Source organism: Cyclobacterium xiamenense, from assembly GCF_042140265.1.
In the GTDB taxonomy this organism is placed as follows: Bacteria; Bacteroidota; Bacteroidia; order Cytophagales; family Cyclobacteriaceae; genus Cyclobacterium; species Cyclobacterium xiamenense_A.
The window spans coordinates 5578984-5594293 of sequence record NZ_CP159481.1 but is presented as its reverse complement, the minus strand read 5'-3'; the positions used below and the strand labels follow the sequence as shown (position 1 = coordinate 5594293).

Sequence of the window (15310 nt, the reverse complement as noted above, 5' to 3'; positions counted from 1 at the left end):
AGGCCTTTTGATTTTCTTAGTTACATGTCCGAACTCCAGTTTCCTAAAAAAATAAACGTCTATCTGCTCACCGGGTTTTTGGGAGCCGGGAAAACGACGGTATTAAATTGTCTCTTGGAAGCCAAAAAGCAGGAGGAAAACATCATTATTGAAAATGAATTTGGCAAAGTGTCCATCGATGCCCACCTGGTCAAAAAAGAATTCTGTCCAGTATTCGAAATGAATAACGGATGCATCTGCTGCAGTCTGGACAATGAACTGGTGGATGTGCTGGCGGATGTCCTGAATGCAGAAGCCCGGCCGGATAACCTCTTTATTGAGGCCTCGGGTGTAGCTGATCCCGGTGGTATCGCCGCACTGTTCCGAAATCAAGAAGTAGCTAGTTTTTTTAGGTTAGAGAAGGTTTTATGTGTGGTAGATCCGTCGGTTCTGGAAGACTGGATCGTAGAGATACCCGAAGTGAGCCGTCAACTGGCAGCAGCGGATCTCATTATCATCAATAAAAAATCTTTGGTTTCCCCATCTTACCTGTCCAAGGTCGCCCAACTAGTACGGCATATCAACTCTTTTGCAGAAATACTACTTACCGATCATGGTAAAATCTCCGATGCCGTCCTATCCAATAACAAAAGCCAATGGTATCCGGCGAAGCCAATTCTGCAACAGGAGATCGGAAGTCCTCATCCCCTTAAAAGTTTGCTTCTGGAAGTAGAGCATCCCATAGACCGGGAGATGTTGCTGAACCAATTGACGCTAACACTTTTCTTGAGTTACCATCAACTTTACCGCGTGAAAGGATTGATCTGGGAATCAGAAAATGATAGTCCCTATGTGGTCCAAACGCATGGCCGTCAGGTTCACATTACTCGATTTGAGGGTGAACCTCCGCTCTCCTACTCAAAATCTCAATTGATTTTTATAGGGAAAGAACTGGAACGGAAATCGTTGGATCGGATGATTAAAAGATCCATAATTGTCAAGAAATCCTGAGTAAAAATTGCTCCAAGCGTACTCCTTCCTATTTTACCTGGTAAGATGAAACAATCTCATTTCGTTTACAGTAACATCTAATTTGGCACTACGTTAATTGTAGGAATCCAGCGACCCGAACAAACGCCTGTTTCCCATCCCCCAACGCGCCATTGACGGAGCTTCCAATGAAGAAGGATTCCTGGTTCAAAACCCGGGGTATTGATCGCATTTCGGTTTGATAGCTAGCAAAAGCCGGTGGGGGATTCCTCACCGGCTTTTTTCCATCAGCCTTTTTCTAACCGACTCACCACCCACTCCTTGGAAAAGCGGCGATCCTCCGCTTATTCCTTTGAAATGATGGCCTGCTTTTTTCTCCACTGTTGTAATTAGCGGGGTAAGAGTATTCCCATTTATCGGGGAAGTCTTATCTTAGTGCTGGTATTTGGACAAGTTTTATTTGCCAAAACTTGTTTCGGTGGAACAAAAAATTGATGAATCAGCGCTCCATAGCCGTACTTCCCTTTGACAACCTTAGCCCAGACCCGGAAAACGAATACTTTTCCGACGGCATGGCCGAGGAAATTATCTATGCCCTCAGCAAAATCAACGGACTGAAAGTAATCGCCCGTACTTCTTCTTTTGCATTCAAGGGGCAAAAAGAGGATGTACGAATCATTGGAAACAAACTGGGCGTCGCGACGGTCATCGAAGGGAGCATCCGAAAATCCGGAGATCGTGTGCGGATTGCGGTGCAACTGATCAGAACGGACAACGGATTTCAAATCTGGTCCGAAACCTTTGACCGTACGTTGAAGGATATTTTCGAACTGCAGGATGAAATCAGCATCCTGGTAGCAGATCGAATGCGGGAAAATTTTGGACACATGGAGATCAGGGACAGCCTGGTTTCTACCAAAACCAGCAACCCGGAGGCATACGATCTTTTTCTGAAAGCAAGCCATCACTTCAAGCGAAAGGATCTTGTCGATGTGAAAGAAGCCTTGGTTTTGTTCACCAGGGCCACGGAGCTGGACCCCAATTTCACAGAGGCATATGCCTATATCGGTGAAACCTATCTACACCATGCGGGCTTCAATCTGATCTCTGCAAAAGAAGGCTTTCAAAAATCACGGGAATATGCCCAGAAAGCCCTGGCGATCCACCCAAACGACATGCGCGCGCACAAGGTTATGGCCTACGTACACCTCTTTCACGACTGGAATTGGGAGGCAGCCATTCAATCCTATAACGAGGCGGTAGCCGCGGGATTGAGCAATGAGATCGATTTTATTACCAACTATTACATTTTTATCCAGAAGGATTACGATCTGGCCATTGCCGTCGCCAAAGAAAATCAATCCCGGGATCCCCTCCACATCATTAGCTACTGGTGGCTGGGACTCTGCTATTACCTGTCCGGAAGGTTTGAGGATGCCCTGCCGGCTTTTGAAGAAAGCCTTCGCATCGAGCCCAATTTCAGCGAGGCCCTTCGCTGGAAAGGGTTGGTATTGGGGTATCTGGGGAGGTTTGAAGAAGCCTTTGAGACCCTTGACAAGGCGATCGCATTGACGAACGGGGAAGGCTTGGTCAAGCTGGATGTGATGACGGTAAAAGTACTCAGTGGAGAGATTGATGGGGTGCTTGAGGAATTGGAAAACAGTCACTACATTGATCCCTGCGATCCAGCGGCCTTGTACAGCCTGATGAATCGACCCGATGAAGCCATTCATTTTCTTCAAAAAGGCCTGGAGGAAAAATCAAGTATGATGGTCAGCCTGAAATATTGGTGGGTTTGGGACAATATCAGAGAGGACGAGCGCTTTCAGGAGATTTACCGTCAGATGAATTTTCAGGATCATAAGGCCCATCGACAGCATCCCTCCAATCAACAACTCGTCATCACCCAATCCAGTCAAATGGGGGAAGAAGAATGCGCGCATTTCCTTCAATCCCTGCGAGAAAACATGACCCTGGAGGAAGTGGTAACGGATACCAACCTTACGCTTCGCTCTTTGGCTGAGCAGATAGCGCTGCATCCCAACAAGCTTTCCTGGCTAATCAACATGAAGCTGGGCCAAAACTTCAACGATTTTGTTAACTCCCATCGCCTAAAAGTATTTCAAACCAAAGCCCTGGAGACTAAAAACGCCCACATCACCTTGCTGGGATTGGCTTATGAAAGTGGATTCACCTCCAAATCCGTTTTCAATGAGTTTTTTAAAAAATCCACGGGGTTAACGCCCAAAGCCTGGGTAAAAACCCATCGAAACTGAGTTTTCATGGCCAAAAAGGAAGCTTTTTCTTCGTACCAATCCTTTGTCATTCTGGGAATAGCGGGCCTACTTTTTACCGTCGTGCTGGATTACATGTTGCTTCCTGCCTTGAGCAGCACTTTACTCGACCAACTCCACCTCAGTACACAGGAATTTGGTCTGATTGCCTCTGCCTACGCAGTCAGTGCCGGAATTTCTGCCCTCCTCGCCTCCGGGTATGCCGATCGATTTGACCGAAAATCCATTCTTTTAGTTTTTTATACCGGGTTTTTGCTGGGGATCTTGCTTTGCGCTTTGGCACCTGGCTTTTCCGCACTTCTGGTAGCCAGAGTCATTACAGGTGCCTTCGGAGGGGTGATGGCTTCGATTTGCTACGCAATGGTGGCCGATTTGTTTTCCCTTGCCCAACGGGGGCGGGCCGTGGGATGGATTCAAATGGCTTTTGCTGCCAGTCTGGTGATTGGCCTTCCTTTGTCCCTGTTCATTGCAAGTTCTTTTTCCTGGCAAATGGCGTATGGAATGATAGCCGGCATAGGAGTTTTTGCACTTTTACTAGTCGTCTTTCTCATTCGCCCGCTGGAAAATTCCTCGCCCGAATCGTCCTCTCCCTGGAATCACCTTTTTTCGAACCTTAAAAATCCCTCCTATTGGACAGTATATGGCGCCAACACATTGATCGTGGGTGGAGATGTGATTTTTATGACTTTCAATGCCGCCTTTCTCACCAATAATCTGGGAATAGCTGACAGTCAACTGCCCTATGTGTACGGTGCAATCGGCCTCACCAGCCTGTTAGCAGCACCGGCCCTGGGGAAACTAGCCGATCGATTTGGAAAATGGCCCGTATTCGTTTCGGGTACGCTAATCGCCATAGCTGCAGTAGCGGTTTATACCTGGGGAGGCATTCAAACCTTCGAATGGGTACTCGGTATCCACGTGGGATTATTTTTGGGAGTGAATGCCCGCATGGTTGCTGCCACGGCATTAGCTACGGCAGTTCCCAGAACGTCCGACCGCGGAGCTTTTCTGGCGATAGATGCTTCCATTCAGCAATTGGCAGGAGGCTTAGCAGCAGCGATTGCAGGCTGGATTACTTTTCAGGCGTTGGATGGACGACTCCTCCATTATCCCCAGATCGGTACGTTGATCGTAGTTTTGATGCTTTTATCTACGGGGATGATCTTTTTGGTGAATGCCCGGGTTGAAGCCAACCCTTATTCGGAATCGGATTGACCGAATAAATGTGTCTACCAAAACGTCCGAAATCATACACCCGGACGATTTGTCCGTTGGTATCCGCGACTTTTGATTTCTACTAAATAAAGATCAAATCATGAGCGGACCAGATAAAGACCAGGCCTTCCCTTTAGCAGCCTATGAGCGCCTTTGCTTTTTAAAGAATGTGATCAAGAATCCTCAAATCCACGTAGGCGACTATACCTATTACCATGACTTCGAGGATGTTCACCATTTTGAAAAAAATGTCAAATACCTCTTTGATTTCGTGGGGGACCGATTGATTATCGGTAAGTTTTGCATGATTGCCTCGGATGTGACCTTCATTATGAACGGAGCCAATCACCTTTCTAAATCGATTTCCTCCTTTCCTTTTGCTATTTTCGGAAAAGGATGGGAAAAAGCCATGGAAGGGAAAAGCTACCCTAATAAGGGAGATACAAGGATCGGGAATGACGTGTGGATAGGCTTTGGAGCCACCATCATGCCAGGAGTCCAAATCGGAGACGGCGCCATCCTTGCCAGTAAGTCGGTAGTCACCAAAGACGTCGATCCCTATACCGTGGTGGGAGGCAACCCAGCCCGGGAAATAAAAAAGCGTTTTTCTCCGGAAAGAATTGAACAGCTCCTGGCGTTGAAATGGTGGGATTGGCCAATCGAGCGAATCACCCAGCATGTACAGCAGTTGACCGGAGAGCAAGTCGATTCGCTTCTTTGATGGGCGTGAATCTACTGCCTCCTGGCTCAATCGGCCGTAGGGATCCACTCTCCTATGGGCATATCTTTCGGTACCCCTACTCCAATTGCCTGTTTTTTAAATCCCTCTTTACTTCAACGTTCGGGATTTCACCAAGACGTCCCGAATCATAAATCAAGACGACTGGCGGCTTGCTCCGGCCTACCTTTGTCCCACTCATTTATCAAAAACACAACTCATTCAACAATGAAAAACAAAGCAATTACACTGGGAACAGGTATTGGTGTTGCCATCGGCACCTTACTCGGAGTGGCCATCGGTACGGCCATCGGAATCACGGCACTCGGATTATTGGGAGTGGACCTTGATAATCAAATCACTTTCTGGATCAGTACGGGCATGGCCGTAGGTGGAGGAATCGGCCTCGTTAACTTCATGCTCAAATCTTCCGGGGAGGAGTAATTCATGATCAAATCGGCAAAGGTCCGGCATTTCATCGAAACGTCCCAAATCATCATTTAGGACGACCGACCGTTTCCTATCGCCCAACTTTGTCCCATCAACTTAAAACCAAAACAAGTCAAACGTAAACAACAAAAAAAATGAAAAAGCTAATCTTCACCTTCATTATCGCCCTGATTGCCGTCTTGAACATTCAGGCACAAACGGAAAAGCCCATCCGCAAAGGCTTCACTGCCGGAGCTTTCGTGGGGGTAGGCGCATTGCACTTCACCGAAGGCATGAGCGAAAAAGCCACGCGAGGAGGAATATCCCTCCCCAACCTGAAAATGGGTTGGTTTGTATCCCCCAGAACAGCCATTTATGTGAATACAGTCGGACAAATCTACGAGTCCGAGGGAGTGGATAGGAGCTTTGAAGGCATCGTTCCCTCCATCCAATTCTGGGCTACCGACAAATGGTGGCTCAGTGGCGGGTACGGAGCTTCGTTGGATACCCGTGCCCTGTATGAGTCGAAAAGCCAGTCCCGAAAATCAGACTGGGGAAAAGGGGTTTTGCTCGCCACTGGATATGAGCTGCTGCAGCGCGAAAGATGGGCCCTGGATCTTCAAACCCGGCTCTATATGGCTCGGGTGAGCCGCGATGAGGGCGGAAACCTGGATGGAACCAATTTCTCGATCGGAGTGGGCATTTCGCTTTTCTAAAATCAGCGATAATCCCAATGCCCCGGAAACCAGTAGGGGATAGCCATGGTGTTTTCCTGGCTTGCCCCCTGCCGGGTTTCTTCAACCAAATAATTCATTAGTAATGAAATCCCGAAACCTTTATTTACTCATTCCAGTCATGTTTGTTTTCCAATTCCTCGCTACCCAGGGCCTTCCCAAAATGGAACGAAAGCTCGATCGTCTTTTTCAAAAGACGATGAACAAGCAGCTACTAAAACAGGGCGTCTTTCGCCTTGAATCCAAAACACTGGATTTTGAAAAAAGTTGGGCCTTTGGGCAATTTAAGAACGGTCAAAAGGTAGTTGCCGAGAGTCCTTTTCACACAGCCAGCCTGGGAAAGACCTTCACCGCAGTGGTCATTGCCTTATTGGTGGAGGAAGGAAAAATCGAGTTTGATTCCCCCATGCACCATTTTCTTCCGGATACTCTAACCCAGGGACTTCATATTTGGGAAGGAAAAGATTGGACGAAGGAAATAACCCTTGCCCATCTTTTGCAACACCGCTCCGGGCTTTCGGATTACTTCGAAGACCGGCCCAGTATCGGAGAGAACATGCTGAAAGAGATCCTTCACAACCGAGACAAGTTTTGGTCTCCCAAAGAAATTCTGGACTTCTACACGGCGGGGTTCCAAGCGCGTTTTGCTCCTGGAACGGACTATCACTACACAGATACCGAATACGTCTTGCTGGGATTGATCATCGAAGAATTGGAGAAAAAGCCGCTCCATGAGGTGTTCGAAGAAAGGATTTTTACCCCGCTAGGCTTGGCCAGTACCTCCATGCACCTGAGATCTGCACCGCGGAAAAAACCAGTCGGTCCCATGACCGAGATTTACTTTGATGATCTGGAGGTGTCTCAAATGAGCAGTCTTTCCAGTGATTGGGCAGGCGGCGGTCTCCAAAGCACTACCCAGGATATTTCAACCTTTCTAAAAGCGCTAGTCGAGGGACGAATGATCCAAAAAGAAAGTTTGGAAGCCATGCAGGACTGGACTCCGGCCGGCAAAGGGGTGTACTATGGGTATGGCTTGATGCAATGGAGGCTAAATGAATTGTTCCCACTGTTGCCCAACCTTACCCTCGTCGGACACTCCGGATTCACCGGCTCATTTATGTACTACTGCCCTGAATTGAACGTTTACCTGACCGGAACTTTTAATCAGTCGGCATTTCAAAACGGCGCCATAAAATTTCTGATCGACGTGCTACGGCATATGCGGGACACCAAGGTGTGAAACCAATGGCTGTCGCCCGTTAGCAGGTAGGAGCGTACTCGATTTGCATCCAAAAAAGGCCTATTTGTCCAAAAAATCAAGAAGAATATGACCGGTAAAATCATTCTCGCAGGAGCCAGCGGATACCTGGGAGGGTTTATTGCGAAAGAACTTAAACGGCAGGGTAGGCCCCTCTCGGCTTTTGGGCGGAATGCGCAAAAACTTCGGCAATTAGGGCTGGAGGAAAAGGAAATAGAGCGGGTGGAAGTCACCAATTCTACCACGTTTCCCCGTCTGAAAGGCCCCATTGACGCCGTGATATCGACGGTAGGCATTACCCGACAAAAGGATGGCCTCAGCTACATGGACGTAGATTATCAGGCGAATATCCATCTTCTGGACTTTGCCCTCAGGCATCGTGCACGGAAATTTATCTACCTATCCGTTCTTCATGGGGATCAAATGCGCAAGCTGAAAATCACGGAAGCCAAGGAGCGATTCGTAGATGTGCTAAAAGCCTCGGGGATGAATTATACCATCGTCCGGCCCAATGGATTCTATTCAGACATGAAGGATTTTCTTGCGATGGCCCGATCGGGTAGGATTTTTCTATTTGGGGATGGTGAACACAAACTCAATCCCATTCACGGTCTCGACCTCGCACGCGTAGTGGTCGATCTAATTGACTCCAATCAGCAAGAAGTGGAGGTAGGTGGCCCCGATATTCTTACTCAAAATGAAATCGCTGCCCTCGCGCTACAGGCAATGCACAAAGAGGGAAGTATCATCCATTTGCCCGATTGGCTGCGAAAATCGGCCATCGGGATTCTTCGTGCCTGTACGGCTTCGCGTATCTATGGACCGATCGAGTTTTTTCTCACCATGGCGGCAAAGGACAACATAGCGCCCCGGTATGGGATACATCGGTTAGAGACCTTTTTCAGAGAAGAAAGCGATCGGATAGAGGAGAAGTAGGTGCTGCCGGTTCGCTCCCGGCACCGTCCAGCATTGTTTTAGGAATCCGATTTAGGATTGAGAATATTTCAAAATCAGTTCCTCCATTGCGGTTTGTAACTTCATCGTTGCGGCGTGGTTTCCAAACTGCTTGGTTTTTTTTCAAACCGCCTGATCTCCTCCTGTCGCAGATCGATTAAAAAATGATCTGAGGGTAAGGAATGATACAGCTGTTTGAAAATACTAAAAAACCGAACCAATTGGGCATCCAGAACCTGACTTTCCGACAATGGCTTATGCAGCAATTTTAAAAAAAAGCTTTCGTAAAAACGTAGCCTTACCGCGGGAATCAGGTTTTTCCCCAACTCATCTCCATTTTTTAGTAAATAGAAGTCCTCAATCAGCTTTCCCTGGAAATCATCCGGTCGCTCTGTTTGGTTTGTTTCTTCCAGTTTTTTCATCAAAAAATTTTCGCCGTCTTCGGAACCCATGCCCGCCCAGCGTTCCAAATCCATTTGGCTGAGTTCCTGCAATACAGCCGCCAGGTTTTCCGGCCAATCGGTTGGGATAAATCGGGATTCGGTCAGTTGTAGCAGGTGGTTTCGTGTATAGTCCAGGTAGTCTCTGGCGTCCAAAATACGTGGATTCCAGCGTTTGGGATCGTCGGTCTGTAGTAGCCATTGCTGCTCCACGCGGTACAGGTCAAAAAACTCATCCATGCGATCCACCGTTTCGAGTTGAATCGTAGAAATCTCCATGGTTTCCGGCTCCGGAAGGGTCAGGATTTTGTAGGCAGGGGGAAAGGCCGCCAAAGAAGGTACTTGTACATTATAGAGCGTTTTACCGCTTACAGCCTCTTTGAACATCCCGGTATCGTTGATGTGCATGTGTCCGGCAAAATGAATGCGTATGCCCGCTTTGGCATATTCGCTGCTGGTTTCCCGGGAAGGGACTCTGGCCAGCTGGAATTTTTTTTCGCCAAATAGTGATTTCATGGCATCCGAGGCGGAATCGTGGAAATCCACCAAGGGATAGTGGCTAAAGGAAATCAGCGTTTTTCCCCGTTTTTCGGCTTCCAGGACGACTTTCTCGATCCATTTCAACTGGTGGCGTTTCGCCGTTACCGCCTGGTTAAAACCCACGGATGAGCCACTCCAATCCTCTCCCGAAGGTGCATACACATTGCCATCCAGTGCCAAAAGCCAAACTCCGGCTACCGGTTCGACCACATAGCTGGCATCCGGCAATAGCCTTTGCGAGTTTTCGGCCCGGTACAGCCGCTGATCCAGTCGGGAATTTTCCAAGGCCCGGCGAAAGTCATAGCCGTCTACATCCAATTCCTGAAAGGGATGTGCCCAAAAAATGTCCTCCGCGGCCGGGAAAAAGCCAAAATCAGCCAAGGCCCGGGTAATCTCTTCGTATCCCCAATAATTGATCTGACTTGAAACCGCCACTTCCTCGGATGGAAAAAAATCAGCATCCCCCGCAAGGGCCTGTTCGGAGCCATCGCCTGCCAGAAAATCCTTTTTTCCCCCCGTTCCCCCAAACGGTTTTACCGGATCGTGGTTTCCGGTAGTCAAAAAAAATCGCATCCGGTATTTCCTGGCATAGCTATTCAATATTCCTTGCAAAGCCAGCACGTTCATGGGCTGTCCGTCGTCGGTAAAGTCACCCGGGAGGACCACCAGTTGTATGCCTTTGTGCCGCAGGTCCTCCAGGGCCTGTATAAAGGCAAAGTAGTTTTCATTGAAGAGCCGCGTGGAGTTCAATTGGCTTTTCATGCTGCGAATGGTGGCGTATTTGCCCGTTTTGGGATTAAATATCCCCTTGAATTCCGGAGAATGAAGGGGGGCATAGACATCTTGCAAATGGATGTCGGAAAGAAAGGCAAGTTCAATTTGCTGCGCTTGCGCTTGCAGGTTGGAATGGTAGCCCATCAGCAGACATGCGCCAGTCAACACGAGAAGAGGAAAAGCCTTTGCGGTCAATTTGGGTGAAAATTAAGGAGTTTGAATTAAAATGGGATTTGGCCTTTCAAAGAGCTCTCCTTCAAAACGGACGCGATAGCTGGAAGGGAAATAGGTCGAGGGCTGATAGTAATCCGTAGAAAGTACCTGTGCGCCGGAAGCCTTGGCATGTTCAAATTTGGTGTAATCTTCCGTGCGCGCTTCGCGCGTATCCGAATCCGCACGAGTTCGGATCATGTAGCCCTTTCGGACCAATTCCTGAATGTAGGCTTTGTTTTGGATGGGGTCGTTGATGATTCGAAAACCGGCCGTGGGATTTCCTTCCTTTTTATTCACAAAAAGTACAGCTCCTTTCAAATCAGGCTTGGCACTCAGGTAGCGATCAATTTTCTCTTCATTTTCATCCAATACAAAAAGAAACCGCCCCCTGACATCGTCCACCAAGGGCCAGTTGCCCGCCAAAACAGCTGTTTCCAGATTTGTAAATTCCCCGCGGACCAAATCGGGAGTGATGAGGTGTTTCGTTCCCAAATGGGTGCGGATTTCTAAATCGATGCTATCCAGCGCGGCTGCGGTAAACGGTAGCGTCTGCTGCGTACCGGGAATATTGCCGTCTTTTGCATTGATTAAAACAAAGACGGGTGTGTGTCCGGGATGCGCTTCGCTCCAAGCTTTTAGCGCTTTCAATGCATCTGCGAATAGCAGGTAATGGGACTGAATATCCAAATCCTGCACGTGAAAAAGTTTTAATCCGGGTTTAAGCAAGGATTTTGCGGAGTCAAAGTCCGAAAGACTCGCTCCCGTGGCCTGAATAATTTCCAAGCCCCTGGGATTAGCATACCGTCCGCCCAGGGGATCGTGAAACACGTCCAGCTCAAGATTTCGCAATCCCAAGTCCAATTGGGCCTCTAGGGGAATGTGGGCATACTCCAGGCTTTTTGACGAAGCCGGGTTGATACCTGCCAGGTATTCCAAAATTTCCGGTGCCATGGCACTTTTGTAGCTATTGTGACTGCCGATGACCTGTATCTCATTTAGTTTGAGACCTTGGGCCGGCAGAAGTAGGGGGACGAGCAGGGATAAAGCCGTCAGGAGGATTGAATATGCTTGTTTCATTGGATTGCTTTTAAATCTCAATTTGCTTTTTTTTCGTTACAAATCTCGAAGAATAAGATCACTTTTTTGTTACGATTTTATTAGGAATCAACGAAGTGACAATTAAGGCCACGACCTACGTTGGTTACGTTTTTTTAGCGGATGACGAGGATGGTTGTCATGTTGCCGCTTTTGAATAACCAAGGCAGCCGGTCATTGAATCCTGCCAGCTCCAAAAATGACCTGATGTCCTGGAACATTAAGGACAAAGGGTATTGTAAACTTGGATTTACGCAGAGAGGGGAAACCGGATCCTGTTAATTCAATACTTCAGCAGGTGCCACTGCTCCAAAAGCTCTTTTTTACCAAAATTAATTGAAGGAATGGGTAAAAGCCTTACGTCCGATTTCAGGACGGAGGAAGCGGGAATGCGCATCCCCAATTTCCAGAAACTGGTGAACATTGCTGCTTCAGGTGGTGATCTGCCATTGCTAACGTAACTTCCTGAGAAAAGTCAATGACTGGTCTGATGTAAATCATTATTTTTCTTGAGCATAGAACGTATCTTCATTGCCAGCAATCATTTGAGAATCAAATCTTTTATTAAAACAATCGTGTATGTTTCAGTTGAAGAAAAAGACTACCTTAAGTACTTCGGCGCATTCGTTCATGCTGTTAATGATGGTGTATGGCGGACTACTTATAGGTAGTTGTACCACACAGGAGCGGGGTTTTGCATTACCGGAGGGCGATCGTGAACTAGGAAAGGCGACCTATACGAGATTGGCCTGTAATGCCTGCCACAGTATTTCCGGAGTTGACTGGGAGGGAGAAAATGATGGTCTCAGAATACCCCTCGGTGGTGAAGTCAGCAGTCAGAAATCCTACGGAGAGTTAGTCACTTCGGTCATCAACCCTTCCCACAAAATCGCGTGGACATACAAAGAAAACGCCCGTACCGAAGAAGGGCTTTCCAAGATGAAGAATTACAACGAGCTGATGACGGTTCAGGAACTCATTGATCTGGTCGCTTTTCTTCAATCGGAATACAAGGTGACTGCACCGGCGACCGACTACCATCCCTATCTGTATTGATTGAAACCGTGCCGGGTATAATGAGGAACCAACTTCGTTACGGTATCTGGCACGGCTGAGGACAAAGCGAGAGCTTTGGGCCCGGCTGAAGGGAGGCAGAAGCCTTCCTGCCGCAGGCAGGGATATTCACCTTACCGAGAGGACCGAGCGTAAGGAAATCTTCCATTGGAAGATTTTAGCGAAGGGCCGGTTTGCAGGGTGGGCTGGATGTCGGGAACACCTTAGAGAAGTCAGCCGACTTGTGCCCCGCTAACGGTAGGTCATAATAGTCACCGGGAACGAGCTGTAAGAGCTACAGAGGTCTCACTGGGTAACGAAGCCCGACCGGATTAATAGTAGGAGGGGGACCGAACGCTGGATCCGTCCAAATTCGATGGAGAGCACCTTTCTGGTGTAGCCATAAGTCTACACTATTCCGTTAATTCATCCAAATCTACACCAGTATAAACAACCCCAAATCCTTGAATTGCTAATTACAAGTTGGTTTTCACCACTGTTTTTGCCCATCCTACCGAGTATTAGGGAAATGGGTCCGGTCAGAAATAAGCTGATTATAGCGCTTCCGACCCTGTTGTCTATACGATGCTGATGGTATTCGAATCATTGTGTTAGCACCAACTTTCAGCGGTACGCGATGTACCTGATTTTAGAAACAAGAACCTTGATTGCCTTTGTTTACTCCTGTGAGGACTAAAATAGCCATGATCTGAATGGCACTATATCAAATGTCAGTAAATAGCCGCAAATGGCAGCGAAAACCAGATTTAGCCCAAGAATATAAATTTTTAGTAATCCCGAACGACACCTTCTGATATTATTAACGCTTACAAGCATCGCAAGGACTGAAAACAGACCAAAAAGCAGGGTTAACGTGAATATAGCGATAGATGTTGGGGTTATTTTTCCGACAGTATCTAAAAATTTCAATATTTCCGGCGGAGAAGAATCCGCAGGAGGTACTATAAAAGCGATCACCAAAGCTGCGGTCAATAGTGAAAAAAAAGCAGTGCTCATCAATTGGATAGCAGGTTGAAAGGTTACTTCACTTCTTATTAAATATTTCAAAATGAGTCTTATCAGCAAAACCAACGGCAGGGAAAGAATCGTGAGCATGCAAAACACAGCTAAGGCTAGGCTGCCCCATACTGAAATTGCAGAGACCCTTTTCAGGTTGCCAGAAGATTTTCCGTTTTGTAAGATGGAATTTCCTTGCCAGTTTTCCCCCACAAAGAACCAGTTTTTATATCCCTCTTCATCGGTATAATAAATATGGTTCGCTCCATCCTCATAAAGCCTGTACCTTTTTGAATGGGTTAGCGCCGTGTAAAATAATTCGCCATCTTCTTCACCAATCCAGCTAGTGGTTAGGATCGGATTCAAAAAAGCGCCTATCTTACCCGTATTGCTTGGCGTGTTTAGAGACCTGTAATACCCTGCAATGGTTTCTTTTTTTGACGGTTTACCTTCCTCCGGCAGCCAGGTATTTTCGGAATCCACAATGAAATTTTGTAGGGCTGTTATCACAGGATTCAACGGAGGCAGTTCCGTATTGGACGCAACAAAAAAAGCCCGGTCCAACTCAGGAATAACGATCATATAAGAACCAAAACTCGGTTGTTCCCCCGAATGCCCTATCAATTTAATACCTTTGAAACGATCCGACCAAAGTCCCAACCCATATCCGATTTCATACCGCGATTTCCCAGACAGCGTTGACTGGGCGGTGGTCATTCGGTTCATTGAAGCAGGGGAAAGAATTGTGATACCATCGACGGTTCCTTGATTAAGCAGTAAACGAAGGTACTTAGACATGTCATGGCTATTGGTGAACATCCCTCCGGACGGCACGTCAACAATCAAGCGATAAGGAACATTATCTGCTATGGCGATGGCTAACCTGTCTTTACCAACCGCCGATGCCGGATCAAGGGAGGAATCGTACATGTTCAACGGATCCAAAATTTCATTTTTAATGAATTCCTCATACGAACTACCTGATATTTTTTCTAACAGATATCCGGCTACAGTAGGTCCGGTATTTTGGTAAGAAAAGTATTGCCCGGGAGGGTAATTGCACACTCTTGAGCCTGGAAAATCATTGGCTTGCTCAAAAATTGACAGGCTTTGCCGGTCGGCAGCGAACTGGGAGAACAGTACATCCGACCATCCTGTGGTATGTTCCAATAAATGAACTACTTTAAGAGGATGTGTTTCTTCCCAGGGGTTTTCAAACGAAATTTCGGGGGCAATATCCTTAAGTTTGTCATCCAAGCTTATTTCTCCTCGTTCTACGAGCTTCATGATGCCGATGCTGGTAAAGCTTTTGGTAATGGACGACACACAGAAAATGGATGTGTTGTCGATACCTTGATGCCCCCCTTTCTTTCTCCCAAAACTTTCCTGATATAACACACTGTCGCTGGAAACAATTACCACCTGAAGGCCTTCGATTTCATTCGCTTTCCGCAAAGAATCCAGAGTCATCGAAATTTGCTGCTTATGCAGTTTCTGTCCAAAAGCGTTTAACGTAAAAAACAATGCTAAAATGAAAATGACCTTATTCATCGTTGATTTTGGGCTACCGGTAGCCTCCGTTGATATAAGTGATTAGTGGCCTATTT

12 protein-coding genes are annotated in these 15310 nt (G+C 47.2%); 9 read left to right on the top strand and 3 right to left on the bottom strand.

Features of this window, described 5'->3' with window-relative positions; genetic code table 11:
* The first annotated feature begins 24 nt into the window (after positions 1 to 24).
* The 8 genes from ABWH99_RS22955 (at position 25) to ABWH99_RS22920 (ending at position 8553) form a co-directional block, all read left to right on the top strand.
* Positions 25 to 990, top strand: a complete 966-nt coding sequence (locus ABWH99_RS22955) for a CobW family GTP-binding protein (protein WP_375584102.1) — start codon at positions 25 to 27, stop codon at positions 988 to 990.
* A 473-nt stretch (positions 991 to 1463) separates the two neighbouring features.
* Positions 1464 to 3245 (top strand): tetratricopeptide repeat protein, encoded by a 1782-nt coding sequence (locus tag ABWH99_RS22950; RefSeq protein WP_375584101.1) that lies wholly within the window; start codon positions 1464 to 1466, stop codon positions 3243 to 3245.
* 6 nt (positions 3246 to 3251) lie between these two features.
* A complete protein-coding gene (locus ABWH99_RS22945; protein ID WP_375584100.1) occupies positions 3252 to 4478 on the top strand; it encodes an MFS transporter in 1227 nt (408 codons plus the stop codon).
* A gap of 100 nt (positions 4479 to 4578) precedes the next feature.
* Positions 4579 to 5199, top strand: coding sequence for a CatB-related O-acetyltransferase (locus ABWH99_RS22940; RefSeq protein WP_375584099.1), 621 nt, complete (start codon positions 4579 to 4581; stop codon positions 5197 to 5199).
* Positions 5200 to 5424: 225 nt separating this feature from the next.
* A complete protein-coding gene (locus ABWH99_RS22935; protein ID WP_375584098.1) occupies positions 5425 to 5640 on the top strand; it encodes a hypothetical protein in 216 nt (71 codons plus the stop codon).
* 140 nt (positions 5641 to 5780) lie between these two features.
* The gene (locus ABWH99_RS22930) at positions 5781 to 6341 is read left to right on the top strand and encodes a hypothetical protein (RefSeq protein WP_375584097.1); all 561 of its coding nucleotides are present in this window, start codon (positions 5781 to 5783) and stop codon (positions 6339 to 6341) included.
* Positions 6342 to 6444: 103 nt separating this feature from the next.
* Complete coding sequence (locus ABWH99_RS22925) at positions 6445 to 7599, top strand: serine hydrolase domain-containing protein (protein WP_375584096.1); 1155 nt, start codon at positions 6445 to 6447, stop codon at positions 7597 to 7599.
* An 87-nt stretch (positions 7600 to 7686) separates the two neighbouring features.
* Entirely contained in the window at positions 7687 to 8553 is an 867-nt protein-coding gene (locus ABWH99_RS22920; RefSeq protein ID WP_375584095.1) for an SDR family oxidoreductase, read from the top strand.
* A 101-nt stretch (positions 8554 to 8654) separates the two neighbouring features.
* On the opposite strand, the gene ABWH99_RS22915 is transcribed toward ABWH99_RS22920, so the two are convergent.
* Both ABWH99_RS22915 and ABWH99_RS22910 read right to left on the bottom strand, forming a co-directional pair.
* Positions 8655 to 10520, bottom strand: coding sequence for a metallophosphoesterase (locus ABWH99_RS22915; RefSeq protein ID WP_375584094.1), 1866 nt, complete (start codon positions 10518 to 10520; stop codon positions 8655 to 8657).
* Between the two features lie 12 nt (positions 10521 to 10532).
* Positions 10533 to 11615 (bottom strand): phosphatidylinositol-specific phospholipase C1-like protein, encoded by a 1083-nt coding sequence (locus ABWH99_RS22910; protein ID WP_375584093.1) that lies wholly within the window; start codon positions 11613 to 11615, stop codon positions 10533 to 10535.
* A 597-nt stretch (positions 11616 to 12212) separates the two neighbouring features.
* Between ABWH99_RS22910 and ABWH99_RS22905 the strand changes: the two genes are divergently transcribed.
* Positions 12213 to 12689, top strand: coding sequence for a c-type cytochrome (locus ABWH99_RS22905; RefSeq protein WP_375584092.1), 477 nt, complete (start codon positions 12213 to 12215; stop codon positions 12687 to 12689).
* A gap of 690 nt (positions 12690 to 13379) precedes the next feature.
* On the opposite strand, the gene ABWH99_RS22900 is transcribed toward ABWH99_RS22905, so the two are convergent.
* Complete coding sequence (locus ABWH99_RS22900) at positions 13380 to 15254, bottom strand: serine hydrolase domain-containing protein (RefSeq protein WP_375584091.1); 1875 nt, start codon at positions 15252 to 15254, stop codon at positions 13380 to 13382.
* Positions 15255 to 15310 lie beyond the last annotated feature (56 nt).

Excerpts from the sequence above, each read along its gene's own strand:
- ABWH99_RS22955 (WP_375584102.1), top strand. The coding sequence starts at position 25 with ATGTCCGAACTCCAGTTTCCTAAAAAAATAAACGTCTATCTGCTCACC.
- ABWH99_RS22950 (WP_375584101.1), top strand. The coding sequence starts at position 1,464 with ATGAATCAGCGCTCCATAGCCGTACTTCCCTTTGACAACCTTAGCCCA.
- ABWH99_RS22945 (WP_375584100.1), top strand. The coding sequence starts at position 3,252 with ATGGCCAAAAAGGAAGCTTTTTCTTCGTACCAATCCTTTGTCATTCTG.
- ABWH99_RS22940 (WP_375584099.1), top strand. The coding sequence starts at position 4,579 with ATGAGCGGACCAGATAAAGACCAGGCCTTCCCTTTAGCAGCCTATGAG.
- ABWH99_RS22935 (WP_375584098.1), top strand. The coding sequence starts at position 5,425 with ATGAAAAACAAAGCAATTACACTGGGAACAGGTATTGGTGTTGCCATC.
- ABWH99_RS22930 (WP_375584097.1), top strand. The coding sequence starts at position 5,781 with ATGAAAAAGCTAATCTTCACCTTCATTATCGCCCTGATTGCCGTCTTG.
- ABWH99_RS22925 (WP_375584096.1), top strand. The coding sequence starts at position 6,445 with ATGAAATCCCGAAACCTTTATTTACTCATTCCAGTCATGTTTGTTTTC.
- ABWH99_RS22920 (WP_375584095.1), top strand. The coding sequence starts at position 7,687 with ATGACCGGTAAAATCATTCTCGCAGGAGCCAGCGGATACCTGGGAGGG.
- ABWH99_RS22910 (WP_375584093.1), bottom strand. The coding sequence starts at position 11,615 with ATGAAACAAGCATATTCAATCCTCCTGACGGCTTTATCCCTGCTCGTC.
- ABWH99_RS22905 (WP_375584092.1), top strand. The coding sequence starts at position 12,213 with ATGTTTCAGTTGAAGAAAAAGACTACCTTAAGTACTTCGGCGCATTCG.
- ABWH99_RS22900 (WP_375584091.1), bottom strand. The coding sequence starts at position 15,254 with ATGAATAAGGTCATTTTCATTTTAGCATTGTTTTTTACGTTAAACGCT.